This window comes from Acinetobacter sp. CY17, assembly GCF_059515825.1.
The window spans coordinates 1-22,335 of sequence record NZ_JCAKMX010000008.1; the positions used below are offsets into that span (position 1 = coordinate 1).

General features: G+C 39.6%; 20 protein-coding genes and 1 pseudogene. 16 read left to right on the forward strand and 5 right to left on the reverse strand.

From position 1 onward, the window contains the following. From AC5YCI_RS07330 to AC5YCI_RS07350, 5 genes and pseudogenes are all read right to left on the reverse strand, one after another. The coding region (locus AC5YCI_RS07330) for an acyl-CoA dehydrogenase family protein (RefSeq protein ID WP_496175348.1) at nt 1-1,130 on the reverse strand (1,130 nt) is incomplete at its 3' end. A 241-nt stretch (nt 1,131-1,371) separates the two neighbouring features. Further along, the gene (locus AC5YCI_RS07335; protein WP_496130695.1) at nt 1,372-2,724 is read right to left on the reverse strand and encodes an MmgE/PrpD family protein; all 1,353 of its coding nucleotides are present in this window, start codon (nt 2,722-2,724) and stop codon (nt 1,372-1,374) included. A gap of 31 nt (nt 2,725-2,755) precedes the next feature. Continuing rightward, nucleotides 2,756-3,691 carry a LysR family transcriptional regulator gene (locus tag AC5YCI_RS07340; protein WP_496175349.1) on the reverse strand — a complete coding sequence of 312 codons (936 nt, stop codon included), beginning with the start codon at nt 3,689-3,691 and terminating at the stop codon, nt 2,756-2,758. A gap of 730 nt (nt 3,692-4,421) precedes the next feature. Next, nucleotides 4,422-5,200: pseudogene (locus AC5YCI_RS07345) on the reverse strand (IS982 family transposase). Nucleotides 5,201-6,361: 1,161 nt separating this feature from the next. Next, nucleotides 6,362-6,922: a hypothetical protein gene (locus AC5YCI_RS07350; RefSeq protein WP_496130692.1), complete on the reverse strand. Its 561-nt coding sequence runs from the start codon at nt 6,920-6,922 to the stop codon at nt 6,362-6,364. Between the two features lie 492 nt (nt 6,923-7,414). On the opposite strand from AC5YCI_RS07350, the gene phnF reads away from it, so the two are divergent. From phnF to AC5YCI_RS07430, 16 genes are all read left to right on the forward strand, one after another. Next, the gene (gene phnF, locus AC5YCI_RS07355; RefSeq protein WP_496130691.1) at nt 7,415-8,137 is read left to right on the forward strand and encodes a phosphonate metabolism transcriptional regulator PhnF; all 723 of its coding nucleotides are present in this window, start codon (nt 7,415-7,417) and stop codon (nt 8,135-8,137) included. 39 nt (nt 8,138-8,176) lie between these two features. After that, complete coding sequence (phnD, locus tag AC5YCI_RS07360) at nt 8,177-9,049, forward strand: phosphonate ABC transporter substrate-binding protein (RefSeq protein WP_496130690.1); 873 nt, start codon at nt 8,177-8,179, stop codon at nt 9,047-9,049. A 40-nt stretch (nt 9,050-9,089) separates the two neighbouring features. Beyond that, nucleotides 9,090-9,866, forward strand: a complete 777-nt coding sequence (phnC, locus tag AC5YCI_RS07365; RefSeq protein ID WP_496130689.1) for a phosphonate ABC transporter ATP-binding protein — start codon at nt 9,090-9,092, stop codon at nt 9,864-9,866. Continuing rightward, on the forward strand, nt 9,832-10,644 hold the full coding sequence (gene phnE / locus AC5YCI_RS07370; RefSeq protein WP_496130688.1) for a phosphonate ABC transporter, permease protein PhnE: 813 nt from the start codon (nt 9,832-9,834) through the stop codon (nt 10,642-10,644). Before phnC ends, phnE (AC5YCI_RS07370) begins: the two co-directional genes overlap by 35 nt. Next, nucleotides 10,641-11,432, forward strand: coding sequence for a phosphonate ABC transporter, permease protein PhnE (gene phnE, locus AC5YCI_RS07375; RefSeq protein WP_496130687.1), 792 nt, complete (start codon nt 10,641-10,643; stop codon nt 11,430-11,432). Before phnE (AC5YCI_RS07370) ends, phnE (AC5YCI_RS07375) begins: the two co-directional genes overlap by 4 nt. Next, entirely contained in the window at nt 11,429-11,884 is a 456-nt protein-coding gene (gene phnG / locus AC5YCI_RS07380; RefSeq protein ID WP_496130686.1) for a phosphonate C-P lyase system protein PhnG, read from the forward strand. Before phnE (AC5YCI_RS07375) ends, phnG begins: the two co-directional genes overlap by 4 nt. 2 nt (nt 11,885-11,886) lie before the next feature. Further along, the gene (gene phnH / locus AC5YCI_RS07385) at nt 11,887-12,456 is read left to right on the forward strand and encodes a phosphonate C-P lyase system protein PhnH (protein WP_496175350.1); all 570 of its coding nucleotides are present in this window, start codon (nt 11,887-11,889) and stop codon (nt 12,454-12,456) included. Nucleotide 12,457: 1 nt separating this feature from the next. Beyond that, a complete protein-coding gene (locus AC5YCI_RS07390; RefSeq protein WP_496130684.1) occupies nt 12,458-13,567 on the forward strand; it encodes a carbon-phosphorus lyase complex subunit PhnI in 1,110 nt (369 codons plus the stop codon). After that, the gene (locus AC5YCI_RS07395) at nt 13,564-14,457 is read left to right on the forward strand and encodes an alpha-D-ribose 1-methylphosphonate 5-phosphate C-P-lyase PhnJ (RefSeq protein ID WP_496175351.1); all 894 of its coding nucleotides are present in this window, start codon (nt 13,564-13,566) and stop codon (nt 14,455-14,457) included. The genes AC5YCI_RS07390 and AC5YCI_RS07395 overlap by 4 nt, the downstream gene beginning before the upstream one ends. After that, a complete protein-coding gene (locus tag AC5YCI_RS07400; protein WP_496130682.1) occupies nt 14,457-15,287 on the forward strand; it encodes an ATP-binding cassette domain-containing protein in 831 nt (276 codons plus the stop codon). Before AC5YCI_RS07395 ends, AC5YCI_RS07400 begins: the two co-directional genes overlap by 1 nt. A gap of 11 nt (nt 15,288-15,298) precedes the next feature. Further along, the gene (gene phnL, locus AC5YCI_RS07405) at nt 15,299-16,027 is read left to right on the forward strand and encodes a phosphonate C-P lyase system protein PhnL (RefSeq protein WP_496175352.1); all 729 of its coding nucleotides are present in this window, start codon (nt 15,299-15,301) and stop codon (nt 16,025-16,027) included. Next, nucleotides 16,024-17,184 carry an alpha-D-ribose 1-methylphosphonate 5-triphosphate diphosphatase gene (locus tag AC5YCI_RS07410; RefSeq protein WP_496175353.1) on the forward strand — a complete coding sequence of 387 codons (1,161 nt, stop codon included), beginning with the start codon at nt 16,024-16,026 and terminating at the stop codon, nt 17,182-17,184. Before phnL ends, AC5YCI_RS07410 begins: the two co-directional genes overlap by 4 nt. Further along, a complete protein-coding gene (phnN, locus tag AC5YCI_RS07415; RefSeq protein WP_496175354.1) occupies nt 17,177-17,740 on the forward strand; it encodes a phosphonate metabolism protein/1,5-bisphosphokinase (PRPP-forming) PhnN in 564 nt (187 codons plus the stop codon). Before AC5YCI_RS07410 ends, phnN begins: the two co-directional genes overlap by 8 nt. Beyond that, nucleotides 17,737-18,489 carry a phosphonate metabolism protein PhnP gene (gene phnP, locus AC5YCI_RS07420; protein ID WP_496175355.1) on the forward strand — a complete coding sequence of 251 codons (753 nt, stop codon included), beginning with the start codon at nt 17,737-17,739 and terminating at the stop codon, nt 18,487-18,489. Before phnN ends, phnP begins: the two co-directional genes overlap by 4 nt. A gap of 496 nt (nt 18,490-18,985) precedes the next feature. After that, nucleotides 18,986-19,459, forward strand: coding sequence for a hypothetical protein (locus tag AC5YCI_RS07425; protein WP_496175356.1), 474 nt, complete (start codon nt 18,986-18,988; stop codon nt 19,457-19,459). A gap of 131 nt (nt 19,460-19,590) precedes the next feature. Continuing rightward, complete coding sequence (locus AC5YCI_RS07430; RefSeq protein WP_496175357.1) at nt 19,591-22,257, forward strand: DUF7619 domain-containing protein; 2,667 nt, start codon at nt 19,591-19,593, stop codon at nt 22,255-22,257. The last annotated feature ends 78 nt before the right edge of the window (nt 22,258-22,335 follow it).

The following is a 22,335-nucleotide window of genomic DNA, read 5'->3' on the forward strand; positions in this document are numbered from 1 at the left end:
AAACGACGACCAAATACGTCTTCTGCAATACGATTCTTCAAAATCTCAATCGAACCGCCGGCAATCATCCAACCTCGAGTACGTTTTACACAGTATTCAACCAATGACTCTGTCGAATAGCCGTATCCACCCATGGCCTGTAGTGCTTCGTTAGCGACGTCCCAGCCCGTCAAATTGCATGACAATTTGGCAATACTTGTTTCATACGCAGATGGCAGACCGCCATCAGAATTAATTGCAGCACGGTAAAGAAGAAGTTGTGAGCCTTCTAACTTCAGTGCCATTTCCGCAAACTTCCATTGCAGACCTTGGAACTCACATAAAGGTTTACCGAATTGTTCACGGTCCAGACAGTGCTGACGTGCAACATTAAAGGCATGGCGACCAAGTGCTAATGCACGTGATGCATTACCAATACGTTCAACGTTAAAACCTGAAATTTGTTTCTTGAATCCACCTGGACCAAGCAATACATTTTCTTTTGGAATACGGCAGTTATCGAAATAAAGCTGGCACCATTCTTCACCGCTCATAAATGCGGAAGGCTGACCAACTTCAAAACCTGGTGTGCCACGATCAACCATCACTGATCCAATACCATCTAGCCCTTCACCGAAACGCACATAAATCAAGAAGGTATCGGCATGTGGACTATGTGTTGAAAATACTTTAGAGCCATTGATGATGTAGTGATCACCATTTTCAACTGCTGAGGTTTTTAGTTCAGTCACGGATGAACCTGCGCCTGGTTCACTCATACCTAAAGCAAGCAGTTTTTTGCCTGCTAACAGATCTGGTAAGTATTTTTCTTTTAAATGTGGAGATGCATATTCTGCAAAGGTTCGAATTGCGCCAAAGTTACCAGCTTGTACAACATCTGCACTTTTAGGACATACCAAAGCTAATTCTTGAATGGCAATCACAGCATCCATTAAGGTTCCGCCAATACCACCATCTTCTTCTTTAACAGTAATACCAATCAAACCCATCTCTGCTAATTTTGCAGCGACTTCCCAAGGATAATCATGGGAATGAGCTCGCTCCAATGCACCATCCGCTAATTCCTTTTGTGCAAACTTACGCACCGACTCAGCAAAAGCATTTTGTTCTTCGGTTAAATTGAAATCCATATGTCTAACTCTACGTCTAGTAATCTACCCTTTTGAATTAGAATATTGGATATTTTTAGAGCATGTTTTCTTATTAGTCATCACACCATGACTTATTTTAAAATCCACTAAAATTAATTTATAAAAAAAGAGAGTTAAATAATTTTTTATTTATATTCATAATCTTAGTGTTTTTCAATAGTGATAAAAAAAGCAACTAGGGTGTAATTCTAGTTGCTATAAATTGGATTTATTTAAATACTTATACTTTTAAATCAACTATATTTAATTCTTCCAATTTCCAAATTTGATCTCTTAAATCTTTGGCATGGTTTTTTGTGATAATACCCTCGACTAATTCAAAAAATTTATCATCTAAATCTTGATCAGTTAGCGGTGCTTCTGGATCACCTTTACGACATGGAGAGAAATGTTCAAACATCTGACCATCTTTTAAAGTGATCTTAATTCTTGCTGCACGCTGATTAGGGAATTTAGATGTAAGTTCATCATCACTTAGCAGAGTTAATTTTTTCATTAACGCGCGTGTTGCTAGTGATGCCATTTGCTCATCCATAAAAGCACTCAAACGGACACTGCCGTGTAGGAAACCATGTGCTACCACATAAGGTAGGCTAAAACGACACTGGAATGCGGATTCTGGATTAAAATTACCTGTTACATTAAGTGCTGTTTGATAAGTTTCAACCGTAATATTTTCAACTTCTGAAAGAGATAATCCCTTGTCTAATAATGTCTGACGTATAGCTACAACACCATCAATAGCAGCAAAAGTATGACCACAACAACCATGATTTTTTTGCGTCATCTTACAAATATTATAATCTCGACCTAAATTAAGCGTTGCTTTTTCCCATTGTGGATTTTTAGATAAAGCAGCTCCAAATCCAACTTCACCTTCTAAAATATCTAGGGCTCCTGTAATTCCCTTAGCTGCTGCTTTTGCTGCGGTAACACCAATTGATGCTGCGTGTCCACCATGTAGGGCTTTTGTCATCGCATCTGATCGAAAAGCTTGCTGTAAGCCAGAGGCAAACGTTGTTGCAGTTGCAACAGCATGGCTAAATAAATTCTGGTCATAAGGATTAATTAAAAATGCCGCCGCCGCCGCACTACCAATCGCTCCCACCGTTCCAGTAGTATGAAAATAAGTATAATGCGATGGTTGCACTGCTGCACCTAAACGAGTCGACACTTCATATCCAATAACAATAGCTTTTAAAAAATCAAGACCTGAACGTTGATATTCATCCGCTACAGCCAAGGCTGCACTAATGACTGGTACTCCTGGATGATAGACAGCATCGCGAAAAATATCATCAAACTCAACTGCATGCGAAACTGTTCCTAATATCCAAGCAGCTGTAGAAGAAAAAGCAGTGCGATTGAGTGTCGGAATACGGCTCTTACCATAACCCAATTCGTCTTCAAAAGTTGCTACAATATTTTCTCCAACTTCTGACAAAAAGCCTGGATATAATGCAGATAGCCAATCAAGTACTACACGTTTAGCATGATGCAATGTTTCAGGTGCTAAGTCACGCTGCGCTTCCATGGCAGCATATTCTGCATATTGTTGAATTAATGTTTTCATTATTCCCTCTAGTTTAGTTTTAAATCTTTATCTACGTGAGTTCTTTGATTAACCAATTTTTCAATTCTTCAATTTTGTTTTGTTTAGGAGAGTTCTCTGGAGCAACAAGGTAATAGCCCATTTTTCGTTTCAGTACAAATTCAGAGAAATTGACTAAAATACCCGCTTCAAGCTCTTGCTCAACTAAACGCGTCTGCGCCATAGCAATACCTAAACCATCGATTGCAGCTTGATATGCAAGCAATGAGTTGGGTAACATAAACTGATCCACCTCCTGTTCTAGTTCATCTGGAATTTGTTGCGCTGCTAACCAATCACGCCAATCAATTTTTCGATAATTTGAATGAATGAGTTTATATTTAAGTACATCTTGAGGTGCTGGTGGGCGTGTTAGATGTTGAATAAGTTTTGGGCTGCATACTGGACGTATTTCATCAGCAAATAAAAAATAACTATTTACGTTCTCCCAATCTCCACAACCAAACTGAATGGAAGCATCAACACTTTCTGTAGCAAAATCCACAGGTGCTGTAGCTGTTTTAATATTTATACGTAACTTTGGGTTTTCTGTATGCAGCTTAGATAAACGTTTGACCAGCCATTTGGCTGCAAATGTGGAATATACTCTAAGTGAAATATCATTATTTTTCCTATAAGAGCTGATGCCTCGGGTAGCAATAGCAATTTTATTAAAAGCAGGACCGATTTCTGCATAATATTTTGCTCCCGCATCTGTCAAGCTAATGCCCGTACGTTCTCTTTTGAAAAATTCAATGCCTAGATATTCTTCAATAAGCGTAATTTGCCGACTTACCGCAGATTGACTTACATAAAGCTCATCAGCAGCCTTAGTAAAACTTTTATGTCTCGCTACACACTCAAAAGTTCGCAAAGCATTTAAAGGTGGAATATCACGCACTGTCATGGCCTCATGTGAAAAATACAGTATATTTAAAATAATTTTCAAATACTTTGAATCATCTTAAAATTTAAAAACTTCCCTAAATCATTATTTTATGAAATTTATGTAGATCTTAATAATACTTGAATGATCTGTATGTAAATTGACAAAAACTCATAACCCTATAAGGTATAAAAAAACAGCCTCCGGGGAGACTGTTTTACCTAAAAAATATAAATGAAGTTTTAACTCCTATGGGTAAATATTTCATCACCGTTATGACACGTTACCCTTGTGATGATCTTTAGAAAGCGTATAGAGTTTACGTGAAACCTAATCTTTTTTACGTGCTTGAATGAGAGCATGAGTATTGAAGATATTACTATTCTCATTTTTCACCATTTATAAATCATTCTCTTCACTTATGTAGTTTTTAGGAAGAGGATTTTATATTCGTTAAATCTTGAATGATCAGTAATTAATTTAACTAACATGTGAGTTCCATAATGCTCTAACATTTAATTTAATCTAGAATATAGAGGCATTTTATTATTTTAAATTTCTCAAAACTCATACTATTAGAACTTTTATTACTTCCACAGATGTTGATATTTCAATGAAATTAAGAGTTTATACGCATTAACATTCTGAAGAGATGCTAAGCAGTAATATGAGTATTTTTAGATAATCTTGTTATAATTAAATATGTAAAAAAACGCTCAAATTTCAATAATATATATTTCTTTTTCTTAGTTAATTGTTTATTAATTAACCCGAATCATGGATAAGCCTGATTTTACATCTTTATAAATTGAGGCTTATTTTCATGACAGATTTGATAAGCACAGAGTGATGCATAAATCCCTGCGAAATAACCTGAAATAGAACGATGGCGACTGCTTATGAGAGTTCTAATGGTCGCATGTTCTTGCGATGATACGTAATCAATTCAACACCTTGCGCTCCTAGCTTATCTTTTAAAATCTCACTGATGTAGCCACGATCTCCAAAGATCTTCCCCTTATAGCCTTGCGCTAACTTTGGCAGAATCTTGATATCTGAAGTATGGCCATTCGAGAGTTGGGTGTGAATAAATTGACCCTGAGCATCCACCAATACATGCAATTTGCATCCATAGAACCAACCCATTGAGCTTCTACCTCGTGTGGCAATTTGTTTTAAAGATTTATGACGTTGAATACGCTGATTTTTACATACGGGTAGAGTTGTAGAGTCAACCCAAGCACACGTTGTTTGAGCATTGGAAGCTAAAGAAATATGTAATGCTTGAAGTGCGAGTTGATGTTGATTGATCAAATACACGATCCGCTGATAGGACGGCAAGCCTTTAAAAAGCTTGGAGTAAAAGCGCTTTATCATTCCATAAAAGGCTTTGAAATGATGAAGTTGAGAGTTTTTATACCAAACTGCGATAAAGATAATTTCAGATAAGCATAGAACACCTGATCGCTGTCTGACTTTAGGATTTTCTTGTTTTAGATACTGCCAATAGACCGCTTCATTTTTTTGAAAAAAATCATCAATTGTGCAGAATAAAGTTGTAAACTCGAACATAGGATGGCTGGTTAATAAAAGTGTGTGGTAACTCTCTTATTAACTCAGTCATCTTTTTTTTCAACTGAATTTCTTATCCATGATTCGGGTTAATTAAGCTGATTTTGTACTAATTAAGTGCGGGACGCTTTCTGGAAAAAACATTCATATTAGTGAATGATCAGTACATTAATAAGAACTTTGGTACACTCAAAACTAATCTGGTAAAAAATATTATTGAGTCAGATATAAGCATTCATCCTGACTTTTTAGGGATATACAAGTGCTATGAGGAAATCTTTCATTGTCTCGAGACTGATTTGACTCTCTTTAAATCTGAGAAGACATTTGATCTTTGGAGCACAAGTGACTCGGCGAATTACTATCTTGTATATGGATTTCATTTTTACTTTAATTATTTAATAGATGCTAAGAAAAATTGGAAAATCCATGTACGTGCCTTACCTAAAGACACAGATGGACTCAACGCTTTAAAACAATTAAGTAGTAGAGAGTTTATTGAACTGATCCGCTCATTTCGTTTTGATATTCATCGAATGAATCCAACTGCATTACATAAGTTAATTAACGATCTATGATCTACATCTGTTTTATATGACATTAATCAGCAGCATCAGTTAAAACCACGACCTAAGATCAGCGTAGAGACTCTTGCTAAGCTGTTAGGCTTTGAGCTTAATAAGCTTAACTGTCGTATGAAGACCTTAAACAGCAACCGGGAAAAAGTTTTAGATTCATTGTCAGCGCAAAGTAAGATCGATAAACAACTACTAGAAGATAAGTATTATGTACTTAAAGCCGAAGATTTATGGGGGATGAAATAATGATGTCAAATCAAAGCTATGATATCTTTCTTTGTAAAATCATTAAGAAAATCATCGGCGATGAAGGTTTAGAGACTGACTCAGCATGAACAATATGTACATTATTTATTAGTGAATGCACCAAAAGAACATTTAGTGGGTCTGTCTTTAGAGGAGTTAGACTATGATCTACCCAACGTTATTAACAAGCCCCAACTTACAACTTTAGTTCATTCACGTAAAAAAATATCTGACTATCCAAAGACTTGGTACATTAATTTAATTAATCAGCTTACTTTTAAGACTTCTGAGAATAATAAAAAATCTCCCAATAGGGAGATTTTTTATATTATCTTACTTACTGAACCACACGATTCCATGCATCTTTAGCAGCAAGTTTAGCCTGTTCCCAAGTTAAACGAGACTCACCTTTAAAGTGTTCCCACTTCGCTTCCAACTCAGTTTCTACTTCAGAGAAGTTACGCCCCTTTTCATAGTGGGGCCGACTTTCATAGCCCAGTCGATAGGCCGAACTATAATCACGCTCATACTCAAGATTTTGGTTTTCTTGATAATAACTGGCATGTCTGTAGTTATCTCGCCAGTAGTCATCTTCGGGATTTTTTGCATCAGGCTTAGCAATGTCATGGCCTGCAATGCCACCTACAATACCACCAATAATTCCCCCCACCACAGCACCTGGAGGGCCACCTGCGATACCAAAAGCAGCTCCAACTGCAGCCCCACCTAGTGTTCCTGCACCGGTAGAGACTAAATCTTCTTTCCCTTCATTCATATCAGGAACATGATTATTGTGGGTTGGAGGTGAATTTAAATCAGGACGTGCTTGCTCAATTTTAGAAGGATCAGTCTGACTGGCTGAGCTTAATTCTGGCTGTAATTTTTTTCTATCTACCATCTCTTGCTCCTTATTCTCTTTAACCTAAATACTGTTTTTCAAAAAGAGTTGATTAGATCTATAGCAACATTGATAAGCCTACACCAAATACCTGTTAAGTTTGTCTTATAAATGTCTATATCAGGTGATGAGCTGTTGCGGCAACGTAACGACTTCTTAAATGACCCTGTAGGCAGATAGGTATCATGATATGTGTAATTCATCTACGGTCAGAATAACCTTAAATTTGTCTCGCAAGTCAGCGAAGCTATGATGATAATTTAAGCACATCAGCTTATTTTAATTGAATATTTTCTCTCGTATAAATAAGCATCCAAATTAAAAAAACCGACTTTTACTTAAGGTATATATTCAAGATTTTGAACTAACCAGACCATCTGAGTGCATTAGAAGAATGCATAATAATTCATCAAAACTAAATATAGACTTAATTTAAATGTCACATAAAGCCCTTAACTTAAGTATCAAACATGTACAGATGTCTAGACGACAATGACTTTATTAAAACGTAATAGTACAGAAAAGATTTATAGCCAAATTGCCAAAACGATCCGTACAGAAATTCGCCAAAAGTATCAACCTGGGGAGTGTTTGGCATCAGAGTTTGAATTAGCTGAACGGTTTCAGGTCAATCGTCACACCATTCGACATGCAATTGATGCACTGATTCAAGAAGGTATTGTTGAACGTCGTCATGGTAAAGGTACCTTTGTGTTGACCCAACCGCTTGACTATACAGTTGCTGCACAAACTCGTTTTACTGACACATTGAAGAATTTGGGCAAAACCACCTCTATGCAAGTTCGACACAAGATGGTGTTAATGGTCGAAACACATATTGCCAAACACCTCGATCTTGCCCCTTCTGAACGTGTCATTCACATTGAAACTTTGCGTTTAGCAGACCAACAACCTATTTGTATCAGCTCACATTATTTTCCTGAACGACACTTTCCTGATTTTATCGAAAAATATCAGACAGGCTCTTTACATGGGTTTATTGAAGAGCATTACGGATGGCAATTAAAACGTGTGGAAAGCTTGGTCAGTGCAGTCCTCCCGCAAGGTGATGATGCTTCATTACTGATTATGCCGAAGACACAACCAATTTTACGCGTCAAAAGTATTAACGTAAACGAGCGGGATGGTACCCCACTGGAATACGCTTTAACACGGTTCTGTGCAGACCGGATTCAACTGCGCATCAATCTTTGAACGTCCTACCGATCAATTTACCTTACGAGAGTACTCTAAATGTATTTGAAATCTGCCCTTGCTGCAAGTGCACTTGCATTATCAATGTTAGCAACTAGCACACAAACTATGGCACGCGACATTGTGATGGGTTTAATTCCTGCTGAAAACAATGAAGAGATGATCCAACAATTTGAGCCGATGCGTGCTCAATTGGAAAAAAAATTAGGCAAGCGCGTGAAAGTCTTCACTGCAACTGATTACGCGGGTGTCATTGAAGCCATGAAACGTAAACGCGTAGATATTGCATGGTTTGGACCATTGTCATATTACCTAGCTGAACAAGAAGCTGGCGCTGAGGCATTTGCAGTCGGTGTACGTAAAGGGAGTAAATCACACACCTATAAAACCGTATTTGTCACACAGTGCAATTCAGGTATTAAATCGATTCAAGATATGAAAGGTAAAAGTGTGGCCTTCGTTGATCCTGCATCGACATCGGGTGGTTTAATGCCAACATATATGGTTAAAAAAGCCACAGGTCAAATGCCAACGCAATATTTTGGTAAATTCACGTATGCAGGTTCACATGATGCAGCACAGCTTGCTGTGAAAAATAAAATCGTGCACGTGGCAGCAGACAGTGATATCACTTATAACAAAATGCTTGCTTCAGGCATGATTAACAAAAAAACCAACTGTGTAATTGCAGAATCTGCACCACTGCCAGGTTCACCACTGGCGTATCGTAAAGATTTAGATGCAGCGACTAAAGCTAAAATTCGCAGCGCCATCTTAAATGCACATAAAGAAATTAAGGTTGCAGGCTATGGTGACTTGAGTCATTACGCTGCTGTAGGACCGAAAGATTATCAGATGATTCGCAATATGGTGAAAGACTTAGGCTTACAAAAACAACAAATGATGAAATAAATCAGACGCTCAAGTGTGTCTTTGACTAGAGAAAAATAAGATGTCTTCGATTTCCATTCAACAAGCAGTTAAGCGTTATCCTAATGGCTTTGAAGCCTTAAAAGGGATTAATACTGAAATTCAAGCCGGTAGCTTTACCGTGATTTTAGGACCAAGTGGAGCAGGTAAATCAACACTCCTACGCCTGATGAATGGTTTAGAAACGCCAAGTTCAGGCACAGTTGCCATTGGCGAGCAGATCATGGGTAAAAAGAATGTGCGGCAAATCCGTCACCATGTAGCAATGGTGTTTCAACAATTTAATTTGGTTGAACGTTTGTCGGTAGTGACCAATGTACTGACTGGGCGTTTAGCTCATCGTTCTTGGATTAGCAGTATGTTTTATTTATTTAAACCAAGTGATATGGACATTGCAAAAAATGCTTTAGCACGCGTGGGCTTGGTAGATAAAGCATGGAATCGTGCTGACAAACTCTCAGGTGGTCAACAGCAGCGGGTGGGCATTGCCCGTGCTTTAGCACAACAACCTCAAATTATTTTAGCTGATGAACCTGTAGCCAGCTTAGACCCAATTTCAAGTGAAGAAATTATGCAGTTATTGCGTGAGATCTGTACCCGCGACCAAATTACAGTGGTAGTGAACCTACATCAAGTTGATTTAGCGCGACGTTTTGCCGACCGTATTATTGGTATGAACTCAGGTCAAATTGTATTTGATGGCTCACCTGATCAATTAGACAACATTGCCCTACAAAAGATTTACCACAAAGAGGGGGCCGAGTATGAAAGTTTTCATGCTGCGCTGGCCAACGCGTAATGGTCTACCGCCCTTTGGCTTAATTGCGATTATTGTTATTGCGCTTTTAAGCCTAATTCTAACTGCACCGCTGGTTGAAATTGAGCTTGAGCGTCTTAGTCAATCTTTAGGTAATTTTTCTGAATTTATCGTCAATTTTATGGTCTGGCCAAATTTTGACTATTTACCCACCTTAGGCGTTAAGTTATTAGAAACTTTACAAATGTCGTTGTTGGCCACAGCGATTGCGATTGTGATTAGCTTACCCTTAGGTTTTCTTGCAGCACGTAACGCCACCTGCCATCCGGTGGTATATCGCCTCACTCGTGATGCCTTAAGCCTGATGCGCTCATTGCCTGAGTTGGTCTGGGCATTGGTCTTTGTCTCGGCGGTTGGATTAGGACCGTTGCCTGGCATCATGGCTTTAGCCTTTGTAACTGTCGGTTTTATGGGTAAATTTTTTGCTGAAGCAATCGAAACCATTGACCCTAAAGCAGTTGAAGGGGTTGAAGCCCACGGCGCAAGCTGGATGCAAGTGCGTTTATTTGCCATGTTTCCACAAGCATTTCCAAATTTGGCCGGCACCATGATGTACGTGCTTGATCATAACGTGCGTGCAGCTACTATCTTAGGCATTGTTGGTGCTGGTGGTATTGGTTATGACATGGTGATGTCAATGCGTTTATTCCAATACGATCGTTTGATTTTAATTGCCTTGTCGATATATCTGATTGTGACTCTACTCGATCGTCTATCTGATTATCTACGTAACCGTATTATTCATGGGGCTAAGCAATGAGTTACAGTCAAATTGAAATCAAATTGCCAGCCAAACCAAGAAATCCATTCCCTGTGTGGGTGGCATTGGCCTTAATCATCTTATGGTGGATTATTTGGGATTTAGAAATCTCATTTGAGATGTTGGCTTATGGTATCTCAGATATGGCTGAATATTTCAGCCGCTATGGCCAACCTGATTTTTCTGATTTGTCTAGATATCTAGAACTACTCGGCGTGACCCTTGCCACCGCTTTGTGGGGCACAGCGATTGCATTCGTGATTGGTTTTATGATCGCACCTTTTGCTGCACGTAACTTTACCCCTCACCCAACTTTGTATTACATCAGCCGCGAATTTTTAAACTTTACCCGTGCTTTACCCGATTTATTGTTGGCATTAATTTTTGTCGCAGCCATTGGCTTAGGCCCCTTAGCCGGTGCTCTTGCCTTAGGCATTCATACTGCAGGCTTCTTGGGTAAATTCTTTGCCGAAAGTTTAGAACAAATCGATAAAGGCGTATGTGAAGGCGTTGCTGCAACTGGTGCAAATTTCCCACAAATGGTGATGTATGCCGGTTGGCCAAGCATTTTGCGTGAAGCACTCGGTTATGTGCTGTATATCTTTGACCGTAATGTCCGTATGGCAGCAGTTTTAGGTTTAGTCGGTGCCGGTGGTATCGGACTTGCGCTGCACGATACCTTACGTCTGTTTAACTATGATCAAGCAGCAGCGCTGATTTTAATTATTTTACTCACCATTTTAGTCATTGATTACTTTTCAGCTTGGCTTAGAAAAAAATTAACATGATCAATATTCCTCAAAAAGATTGGGTTCGTGCCTTAACTGCACATCCAACACAAGACTTAATACAACTTGCTGACACACTCACACGTGATGCAGCCGTCTCTTTATTACAATTGCCTCAAGCAGGTTTAGGGCTGTTAAGCTTCAAAGAAAGTGCTTTTCATGATCAATTTTATTTAGGGGAATTTCCCTTATCGTCATGTCATGTCGAGTTGCATTATGCCGGTGATGTCTGTGGCACAGGTCATGCTCAAGTGATGGCGGATGATGCTGACTTAGCCAAAGCCTTAGCGATATTAGATGCTATTTTGTTGCATCAATTACCTGGCTGGCAACAAGCTGTTCAATGTCTAGAGCAAGGTCAAGCGAAACGTAGTCAGCTTGATCAACAGCGCAATCAGATCTTGGCAAAAACCCGTGTGGATTTTGCCACACTTGATGCAGTGGAGGATTAATCATGCACCTTGAACCGATTTGGCAAGCACCTGTTCAACAGCAGGTTTATCGTGAACTCCTTGATGCATTTTCTTATCCAGGCCAAATCAAAAACTTGAAGGCTTTCATTGCTGACAATCATGCGTTGAATGCCGTGTTGGCCACTTTACTCGATGGTGAATCACGTGTAGCCGATTGCATTGAACATTTAAAACCTGCGCAATGGTCTTTGTTACAAGCACAAAAAACTGAGGTTAACGAGGCACAATTTATTGTAGCTGCCGGCAAGCAACTGACTCAGCTTAACCCTAATTTGGGCAGCTTAGCCTCACCTGAATATGGTGCAACGCTGATCTTAACGGTAGATGGCTTCTATTCTCAAAGTCATGCTTTAAACCTAAAACTCACAGGCCCTGGAATTGCGACTACCGCCACCCTTGAGGTTGAGGGGTTAAGCCAAGAATGGCTTAAGCAACGTCTCCAATGGAACCAACATTTCCCATTGGGTATCGACATGATTTTAGCCAGTCCAGATGCGATTGTGGCGCTTCCACGTACCACGCATATTCAACTGCAGACCAAGGAGAACTAAAATGAGCTACGTTCCGATTAAAGGTGGTGGTCAAGCCATTGCAGGTGCTGCGGCGGTGACTGAACTGCTAAGAACAGAGCAAGCACTTCACCATCCAGATGCTCAACCTTTAGATCTTCACACTATTCAATTTCAGCTACGTCATTTAGTCGATCGTGTGATTTCAGAAGGTGGGGTTTATCATCCTGAACTTGCAGCATTATCGATTAAACAAAGTTTAGGTGATACCTTAGAAGCTGCGTTTAGCTTACGTGCTTGGCGCTCAACACGTCCACGCTTGTGTGCAACTCCTGCACTCGATAGCACTAATATGCGCGTAATTCGTCGTATTTCTGCAGCGTTTAAAGATATTCCTGGTGGACAAATGCTCGGGGCAACACCTGATTATGCTCTGCGCTTGCTGCGTATGGAACTGATCAATGAATCCGATACGACTTTTCAAAACTATGCCAAAGAATGGTTAAAACAACCGAATTCCACTTCTAGCACACCAATGAGTTTTCCAAAGGTGATCAGTGCTTTGCGTGCAGAGGGCTTATTACCAGCCCTAGAAACTGATCATACATCACAAGCCTTTGATATTACTCGTGAGCCTTTAATTTTCCCAGTATCACGTTCAGCTACTTTAGCCACAATGGCACGTGCTGAAACTGGTTCATTGTTAGCGCTTGCCTATTCCAATATGCGTGGTTATGGCGATGTACATCCGACTGTGGCAGAGCTGCGTGTCGGATATGTGCCGATTATGTTGCCACATGCAGTAACTGGGGAGCTGATTGAGGCGGGTGAAGTTTTAGTCACAGAGTGCGAAGTGATTGCTATGTATGAAGCCCAAGGCGATGCCAAACCTGTGTTTACCTTGGGCTATGGCGCTTGTTTGGGTCATAACGAAGTTAAAGCCATTTCAATGGCGATTTTAGATCGTGCTTTGCAAAAAGGCCAAAAAGATGGGCCAAGTAACCCATCGGAAGATGCAGAGTTTGTGTTGTTACATATCGATGGTGTGGATTCAATGGGCTTTGCCTCACACTATAAAATGCCACATTACGTTACGTTCCAATCTGATCTTGATCGTTTACGTACCGCACAACAACAAGAGGCATGCACATGAATGCTCAGCTCAATCCCGCTGTGAAAAACGCCTATAACTTTGGCTTCTTAGATGAATATGCCAAAAAAGAAATCCGCCGTGTCACATTAAAAGCCATTTGTATTCCAGGCTACCAAGTACCGTATGCATCACGTGAAATGCCAATGGGTCGTGGCTTTGGTACCGGTGGCCTACAACTCAGCCTTGCATTAATTGGTCAACAAGAACAAGTGAAAGTCATTGACCAAGGGTCTGATGATTCTGTCAATGCTGTGAACTTGCGTCAATTTATTGAAATGACCTGTCCAGGAATTGATACCACTACACGTACGCAAGATGCAACCTTAATTCAATCACGCCATCGTATTCCTGAGCAACCCTTAACTGAACAACAAATCTTAGTTCTACAGGTGCCTTATCCTGATCCTTTGGTGATTGTAGAACCGTCAGAAGATAAACGTAAAGTGATGCACGGCGAAGCGGATTATTCACGTCTATTGGTGAAATTATATGAAGATATCGTGCAGTTTAATGAAATTACCATCTCACATCGTTATCCGACCAAAATTAACCAACATTATGTGATTGATCCATCCCCGATCCCGCGTTGGGATGTAGCCAAACTCCACCAATCGAAAGCATTAATTTTATTTGGTGCGGGCCGTGAAAAGAAAATCTATGCAGTGCCGCCTTTTACACACGCTGAACCCCTAGCATTTGAAGATCAACCATTTCGTGTTGAAAACTTTGATGATACGTCCGGACAGCGCCGTGCCTGTAGCCGCTGTGGTTGTCAGGATTCATTTTTAGACGAATTTACGCAAGAGACAGGTCAAAAACTTTATCAATGTTCAGACAGTGATTGGTGTGAGCAACAACTCACACGTCGTTCTGAACCAGGAAATTCATAATGAAAAAAGTACTCTCTGTCCGTAATCTCAGCAAAACCTATGGCACAGGTTGTCCCTTATGTATCACTTCAACTGGTCCTGAGGCTGAAACTAACGTCTGTCCACATTGTGGCAGTGTGGTTGCGATCCATGATGTGTCTTTTGATCTGTATGAGGGTGAAATTTTAGGCATTATGGGCGAATCAGGCAGTGGTAAATCAACCATTGTTAAAAATCTATATTTCGATCAAATACCAGAAGCAGGCCAAGCCACCTTCTATGAGGAGGATCAAGCCCATCCTTTATTTGAGCTGAACTCTGCCCAGCAACGTTGGCTCAAAAATCATCGCTTTGGCATGGTCTATCAAAATCCGCATTTGGGCTTAAATTTTAATATTAGTGCCGGTGGCAATATCGCAGAGCGCTTACTCATGAGTGATCTCATGCACTATGGCGAGATTCGAAAACGCGTTAAAACACTTTTAGCCCGTACTGAAGTTTTGCTCTCGCGTGTAGATGAATTACCACGTAATTTTTCAGGGGGTATGCAACAACGCGTACAGATTGCCAAAGCCCTCGCCACTCAGCCCCCTCTGCTTTTTTTAGATGAAGTGACCACAGGACTCGATTTATCAGTGCAAGCACGCATCTTAGATTTGATTATGGAAATTCAACAGGAATTAAATACCGCGATGATTGTAGTGACTCATGATTTGGGCGTGATTCGCTTATTGGCAGGACGCACTTTGGTCATGAAATATGGACGCATCATTGAAACAGGTTTAACGGATCAAATTTTAGAAGATCCGCAGCATGCCTATACCCAACGTCTTGTCGCTTCTGCGCTATAAGGAAAATTTACATGACCTCTCTTATTCTTGATGTGAAAAATTACAGTAAATCATTTCATTTACACGAACAAAATAAAGTTATTCCTTCATCACATGAAGTCAGCTTTCAAGTCTATGCAGGACAACTAACTGCATTGATTGGTCCAACAGGTGCGGGTAAATCTTCAATTTTAAAAGGGATTTACCGAACCTACTTGCCGACTGCAGGGCATATTTTGTACCACAGTGCACAAGATGGGTGTCTTGATTTAGCATTTAGTGATGAACATCAAATTCTAGCGCTGCGCCGTCACGAAATTGGTTTTGTGACACAATTCTTGCATTGCTTACCACGACAAGCGACCCTCGATGTGGTTTCGACACCCTTGCTGCAACAAGGCATACGTGCTGAATTGGCTCAAGAGAAAGCTAAAGAACTACTCCATGCGATGAATCTGCCTGAACGCTTGTGGCATATCTCTCCTGCCACCTTTTCTGGGGGCGAGCGCCAACGCGTCAATTTGGCTCGTGGCTTGATTTCACAACCACGCTTACTACTGCTTGATGAGCCTACGGCAAGTCTAGATCCCAAAACAGCAGAAAAAGTAATGGGACTCATCCAAAACCTAAAACAATACGGCACAGCCATGCTAGCCATTTTCCATGATCCAAACATTACCCAACAACTTGCTGATCATATTGTAGAACTGAGTCCACCACCTGCTCACACCACCCTTTACAAGGAAAAACAAATCGCATGAATACCGCTTACTACTTACATAATGCACGCTTAGTATTAAAAGACCATATTATTGAACACGGCGCAATTTTAGTTGAAGATGGTGTGATTCAAGCCATTAATCCAAGCATTGTTGCAGATCACGTACAACACATTAATCTCAAAGGTCAAACCTTAATTCCAGGTCTTATTGATTTACACTGTGATGCATTAGAAAAAGAAGTGGAACCCAGACCAAAAGTGCATTTTCCCCTCAGATTTGCATGCGCCCAAGCAGATAAACGCAATGCCAGCAACGGGATCACCACGGTTTTTCATGCCATTTCATTTGCCAATGATGAATTTGGCGTACGTAATAATGAAGTGGCAAGAAATATTGTACAGACCATGCGCGAGTGGAATGAAAATGCCTTGGTGGATAACCGAATTCACTGTCGTTATGAAGTAACAGATCCCACAGCACTTGATGTATTGCTTGCACTCATCGACAAAGATGCCATTGATTTAGTGTCGATTATGGATCATTCACCTGGCCAAGGTCAGTTTAAAGATGTCAATGCTTTTAAAGACTATTTATCAAGAACTTATAAAAAAACTGAAGCTGAACTTGATGCCTTAATTGCCAATAAAATCGCGCAATCTGAGCTCACTTTAAGCCGTATTGAAACCTTAATTGCCAAGGCTAAAGTACACAATATTCAAATTGCCTCACACGACGATGACTGTCCTGAAAAAATTGACTTACTGCATGGCTTTGGGGTGAAAGTTTCTGAGTTTCCAATTAATTTAAGCGCAGCCCAAGCAGCCAAAGCCAAAGGCATGCGCACGATTTTTGGTGCCCCTAACATCTTGCGTGGTCAAAGCCAATCAGGCTCTATGCGTGCACTCGATGCCGTTAAAGCCAACGTTGCAGATTGCTTATGCTCAGATTATCACCCAGCGACCATGTTAAGTGCAGCGTTTCGTTTACCCCAGCTGACTGATATCAGCCTATCGCAAGCAGTCAATCTCGTCAGCTATAACCCAGCACAAGCAGCAGGACTGTTTGATCGTGGTGAAATTGCGGTCGGTAAACGAGCTGATTTAGTGTGTGTGGCCCAAATACAAGATGTTCTACAAACCCAATACGTATTCTCTGAGGGTCAATTAGTCTATCAAGCTGGATTTAACTATGCATAAGCCCCATGTTTTTTACCTCATGGGACCTTCTGGATCAGGCAAAGATGCCCTGATCCAGTGGGCCAAACAACATTTTGCTGCAGATGAAAATTTAGTTTTTGCACATCGTTATATTACTCGACCGATTGATCTCAATGAAAATCATATTGCTTTAACAGAAACTGAGTTTCTCACTCGACAACGTACAGGTTTATTTGCACTGACATGGCAAAGTCATCAATTACATTATGGGATTGGTATTGAAATTGATACTTGGCTTTCAGAAGGTCATCATGTGCTCATTAATGGCTCACGGGCACATCTAGAGCAAGCTCAAGCACGTTACAGTAACTTAGTGCCCATTTTAATTGACGTTGATCATGACATTTTAGCGCAACGTTTACAGGCGCGTGGCCGTGATTCGATCACACAGATTGAGCAACGCTTGGCCCGTAATCAACAGCTTAAACCTTCGGGCTCTCACGTTTTTGTTTTGCATAACAATACCAGTTTAAGTGAAGCCGGCCATATTTTAGTGGATTTTCTACATCAGTATATATATAGAGAGCCTCTATGAAATTTACTTTTTTAGGCACAGGCGATGCAGCAGGTGTGCCTGTTTATGGCTGCGACTGTCTCGCATGTCAAAGAGCTATAGATACTCCGTTTTATCAACGTAGAAATTGCTCAGCTTTGCTTGAAAGCAAACAAAGTCGCATCTTAGTTGATGCTGGACTCACAGATTTATGTCAGCGTTTTGCACCCAATTCTTTATCCGGAATTGTGTTGACGCATTTTCATCCTGATCATGTACAAGGCTTATTTCACCTACGTTGGGGTAAAGGTTCAAAAATTCAGGTCTACTGCCCACCTGATCCTGATGGCTGTGCGGATCTGTATAAAAATTCGGGTTTACTTGAATTTGTTTATCTTGAGCCATTTAAATCGATCATATTGGGTGATCTTCAATTCACCCCTCTCCCATTGATCCATTCAAAATTGACCTTTGGTTATTTGATTGAAAATCAAGTCGGGCACAAGATCGCCTATTTAACTGATACAGTGGGTTTGCCTAAAGACACCTTAAACTTTTTAAGCCAATCTCCATTAGATGCTTTAGTGATTGATTGCTCTCATCCGCCCGAAGTCAAAGGTAGAAATCATAATAACTTAGCCCAAGTCTTAGATTTAGCTTCACATTTACAGCCTAAACAAACATGGATGACCCATCTCAGTCATGAGATGGATATGTGGCTGATGCACAATATAATTCCTGATCATATTAAGATAGCACACGATCAGCATATGATTAGGTTCTTTCGTTGAATTTGGGGAAATGTAGCGAAAACACTATGCCACGTTCGGTATTTTGAAATGTGGCTTGCCCTAAACATAGAGGCTTGCTTGATTCTAGTCATCAACGAAATTTTCATCAAACTATATCGCTTCAAACATGTTGAGCACTCAATTTGCCTTAAAAACCCAAAAAATATAATGTAATTTTTTGTGTATTTTTTGTTTTAAAATTAAGATTTCTTAATTTAATTTGAATACCTTATTCATTTCTTCGATTATTTAGACAGAATTCATAATAAAAAACTAGAAAAATCTTGATAAGAATATACGATTGTAAAAAATTACCAATAAAAACATCATTTTAAAAAGATTGTAATAGTATGTTCATCTGATTTTAAAAATAAAGAAATAAGCTGATAAATCAACACTAAGTTTACAAAAAAAACCTCTTTTTCATATTTTTTTTCTTTATTTATTTATTTTTTCGTGTACAAATGCGCTCCTCTTTTTACAAAATTTTAAAACTATGTCACAAAATCACAAACAAATGCGTAGTCTATTTGTCCTTATCTGTCTTACTTCTGGTCTCTCAGTTGCATATGCAAATGAAAGTCCATTAATTGCCAAAATGGAAGTTTTCCATGTTGATCAAAAGCAACAAAAAAAATTGCTTAAAGCTGATGAGCAAGTTAAGCCAAAACAAGCTCTGGAATATCAAGTGAGCTATGAAAACGTTTCACAAAAAAGTTTAAAGAACTTAAAACTCAATTTACCACTTCCCCAGTCCGTAACTTATTTAGGTCAAAGTTTCCCTAAAGGTGCCCAGGCATCATTAGATGGGAAAAATTTTGCACCTACCCCACTTACGCGCTTACAAAATGGCAAGCAAGTAAACATTCCTCTAAATGAATATCGTGCCCTTCAATGGCATATCACTGAGTTAAAACCTAAACAAAAAATTTCGGTTTCAGCTCAAGTTCGCGTTAACACTTCTGAATAATTTTTTAATTGGTCAATTTTGACCTTGATATCGAGCACTACATGAATAAACATTTTACTCTTGGCAAAATTGCGACGTCTTTAACTTTATTGGGTGGCTTATGCGTTATAGCACCTCAAGCTATAGCTATAGTGCCACTTGCAGGGACCAACATCAGTAACGTTGCAACTGCTACTTACACAGATAACACAGGGAATGAGCGTGTCGTAACATCCAACGAAGTAAAAACTCTAGTTGCACAAATCGGTAGTTTCACACTTGAAGCAGATCGCAGTGCTCAAGCAACACCAAATGGCCAAGTCACATTCTCACATGTGCTAACGAACACAGGTAATGGTACTGACAAGTTCGCAGTAAATATTGAAGACCTCGATGAAGTAGGTTCAACGTTCGATTTCAGTGCAGGTGGTAAGTTCTCAGTCTATTTAGATCGTAATAAAGATGGTCTTGCTGATAATCAAATTGCCTTGACTCCCTCTAGTCTTATTGAACTTAGTGCTGGCGAATCAGTAGGCTTGGTAGTTGTCGCTGTAACACCAAGTACAGCACTAGAAGGTCAGTTAGACAAATTAAAGCTCAGTGTAACAGCAGCATCTACTACACTATATACTGAGGTTTCAAAATCAAATATTGATACTACCCAAATTACTTCAGGTGCTGTAGTACAACTGACTAAAGCAGCCAATGTCAGTGTGACACAAGTGGGCAAAGAAATTGAATATACTTTAACGTTTAAAAATACGGGTAATAGTGCAGCTACCAATGTTGCAATCTTCGACGTATTACCAAGTAATGTAGACTTCATTAAAGGTTCCGCGTATTACAACGGAAGTAATACTGTTCTAACAGAAAGCAAAGATGATAACGATAAATTTCAATTCGATGATAGTAAACGTGCATTTTTATTAAACATTGATCGTTTAGCAGCTAATACTACAGCAAAATTAACTTTTAAAGTAAAGGTTAAAGAAGAAGCGCAAGCGGGTGAAATTCGCAACACTGCTTATATCGATCCAAATGGTAAGCTTGATTCAAATGGCTCATCTATACCTTTAGAAATGATTGATGTGCCGACTGCACCAAATACGCCACCTGCTGATTCAAGCACCATTCCATCGAATCAATCCATCATTGTTCTACAAGGTTTTTATGCAGGTGCAATTAATGACTCATTAAGTGATCAGTTTAGTGATAAAGAAAAACCAACCACTGACTTAACTGCCAATGATGAAGTTGTTATTGCAGGTAAACAAGGTCTTGCGTTGATATTTGGTCAAGGTGAAAGTGATCCTATCGTGGTTCACAACCGTGGTAATGTCACTAATACCTATAACCTAACTATTGATCGTAATAGTGTCGTAGGCAGTTTCGCAGCTTTACCACAAGGTTCTACTGTTGAGATTCTAAATGCTGATGGTAAAACGCCACTCACCGATACTAATGGTGATGGAATTGTCGATACCGGTCCAATCTTAGCAGGCCAAAAGGAACAATTTGTTGTACGTATTACATTACCATCAGGTCAAGTCTTATCAAGCCCAGCAGGCATAACTCTCGTTAGTACATCAACACAAAATACAGAAAAAGATACAGTCAAATTAATTATATCAACTTTACAAGGTAATTCGGTTGATTTGGTTCACCGTCCGATCTTCAAAGACCCAACTTCTGATAAAGGCCAAGGTCCTGGGAATACTATTCCTGTAGATACAGGGACAACCCCACCTGCGACTCCAGAAGTATTTGACATTACTATTGTAAATACCGGCAATATCTCTGATAACTATATTATTCGTGTTCCAAACATACCAAACAATTGGATTGTTGAAATCTTTGAAAAAGATGATGTAGGCAACTGCACGACCAGCAAAGTTACCAATTCGAATAGTATTGCACCTAGCGAAGCTAAGAGTTTCTGTTTAGTAGTAACCCCTCCTGCTGGCACACCGGCGGGCACTGTAGAAAATATCAAAGTTGAGATTAACTCACCTACCTCAGGTACCAAAGACGATATTACTTTTGCTATAAAAGTAGAAGAACAACGTCAATTGATTTTTACACCAGATCGTCAAGGTCAAGTTGCTCCGGGCGGTACGATTGCATATAGCCACACCTTAACTAACGTCGGTAACGTACTTGAAGGTGACAACTCAACCTACCCACTGAATATTGATTGGTCTTCCACTTTAGAAGGAAGCGTGACTTCAGTTTATATTGACACCAATAATGATGGAAATTTAACTCAAAATGAAATGATTACTGGTATTACTTCTGAAGAACGTAATGCCTCTTTAAAAGATTTATTAACAAAAGTAGGAAATGAAGCTGGTCTATCACAGAATGAATCAGTTACGATTTTTGTTAAGGTTGAAGCACCGGTCAATGCTGTATCTGGTGAATCAGATACCACAGTAATCACTCTTACACCTGCAGGCAATGATAAAGGCAAAGTAAGTATTACTGACCGTACCGTCATTAACTTAAGTCAAGTACGTTTGCTTAAAACACAAGCCCTTTCTGAAAATTGCACTAGCTTGAATACTAGTTATGTTACTAGTGATCTTAAAGCCAAACCAGGTCAATGTGTTTACTACAAGATTGTCGCAAGCAACGATGGTAATGTAAAAGCAAGTAAAATCACGCTATCTGACGTGGTGCCTAATTATACCAAAATTGTAGAAGGTTCTTTGCAACCTGCAACGGCCACTTATAGTAATCGTCAGATCAGCTATACAGTTGAAACCCTCCTACCAAGCGAAACTGTAACTCTCGAGTTCGCAGTCAAAATCGACCAATAAGTTCTCGTTTCATCTGACCCTAAAGTTAGGGTCAGATCTCTTTTATGTTTTTTGTGTGTGGTATTTGTGCAACGAATT

Excerpts from the sequence above, each read along its gene's own strand:
- AC5YCI_RS07395 (WP_496175351.1), top strand. The coding sequence starts at position 13,564 with ATGAATGCTCAGCTCAATCCCGCTGTGAAAAACGCCTATAACTTTGGC.
- phnL (WP_496175352.1), top strand. The coding sequence starts at position 15,299 with ATGACCTCTCTTATTCTTGATGTGAAAAATTACAGTAAATCATTTCAT.
- AC5YCI_RS07410 (WP_496175353.1), top strand. The coding sequence starts at position 16,024 with ATGAATACCGCTTACTACTTACATAATGCACGCTTAGTATTAAAAGAC.
- phnH (WP_496175350.1), top strand. The coding sequence starts at position 11,887 with ATGCACCTTGAACCGATTTGGCAAGCACCTGTTCAACAGCAGGTTTAT.
- phnP (WP_496175355.1), top strand. The coding sequence starts at position 17,737 with ATGAAATTTACTTTTTTAGGCACAGGCGATGCAGCAGGTGTGCCTGTT.
- phnC (WP_496130689.1), top strand. The coding sequence starts at position 9,090 with ATGTCTTCGATTTCCATTCAACAAGCAGTTAAGCGTTATCCTAATGGC.
- phnE (WP_496130687.1), top strand. The coding sequence starts at position 10,641 with ATGAGTTACAGTCAAATTGAAATCAAATTGCCAGCCAAACCAAGAAAT.
- phnE (WP_496130688.1), top strand. The coding sequence starts at position 9,832 with ATGAAAGTTTTCATGCTGCGCTGGCCAACGCGTAATGGTCTACCGCCC.
- phnF (WP_496130691.1), top strand. The coding sequence starts at position 7,415 with ATGACTTTATTAAAACGTAATAGTACAGAAAAGATTTATAGCCAAATT.
- AC5YCI_RS07425 (WP_496175356.1), top strand. The coding sequence starts at position 18,986 with ATGTCACAAAATCACAAACAAATGCGTAGTCTATTTGTCCTTATCTGT.
- AC5YCI_RS07390 (WP_496130684.1), top strand. The coding sequence starts at position 12,458 with ATGAGCTACGTTCCGATTAAAGGTGGTGGTCAAGCCATTGCAGGTGCT.
- phnG (WP_496130686.1), top strand. The coding sequence starts at position 11,429 with ATGATCAATATTCCTCAAAAAGATTGGGTTCGTGCCTTAACTGCACAT.
- AC5YCI_RS07400 (WP_496130682.1), top strand. The coding sequence starts at position 14,457 with ATGAAAAAAGTACTCTCTGTCCGTAATCTCAGCAAAACCTATGGCACA.
- phnN (WP_496175354.1), top strand. The coding sequence starts at position 17,177 with ATGCATAAGCCCCATGTTTTTTACCTCATGGGACCTTCTGGATCAGGC.
- AC5YCI_RS07335 (WP_496130695.1), bottom strand. The coding sequence starts at position 2,724 with ATGAAAACATTAATTCAACAATATGCAGAATATGCTGCCATGGAAGCG.
- AC5YCI_RS07350 (WP_496130692.1), bottom strand. The coding sequence starts at position 6,922 with ATGGTAGATAGAAAAAAATTACAGCCAGAATTAAGCTCAGCCAGTCAG.
- phnD (WP_496130690.1), top strand. The coding sequence starts at position 8,177 with ATGTATTTGAAATCTGCCCTTGCTGCAAGTGCACTTGCATTATCAATG.